1 protein-coding gene is annotated in these 385 nt (G+C 68.1%); it reads left to right on the top strand.

Annotated features, from left to right (window positions below; translation table 11 throughout):
• The coding region (locus AC1DYG_RS20540; RefSeq protein ID WP_477641678.1) for an aldehyde dehydrogenase family protein at positions 1-385 on the top strand (385 nt) is incomplete at both ends.

Genomic DNA, 385 nt, shown 5'->3' on the forward strand with positions numbered 1-385 from the left:
GACCAAGGCCGTGCGCCAGGGGAACCCGCTCGACACCGACACCATGATCGGCGCGCAGGCCAGCAACGACCAGCTCGAGAAGATCCTCTCGTACATCGAGATCGGCAAGGCGGAGGGCGCCCAGCTGATCACCGGCGGCGAGCGGGCCGACCTCGGCGGCGACCTGGCCGGCGGCTACTACGTGCAGCCGACCGTGTTCACCGGAAACAACAAGATGCGCATCTTCCAGGAGGAGATCTTCGGACCCGTCGTCTCGGTGACCTCGTTCAAGGACTACGACGAGGCCATCGAGATCGCCAACGACACGCTCTACGGTCTCGGCGCCGGGGTGTGGTCGCGCGACGGCGGCGTCGCCTACCGGGCCGGACGCGACATCCAGGCCGGC

This window comes from Pedococcus sp. P1_H8 (assembly GCF_056405175.1).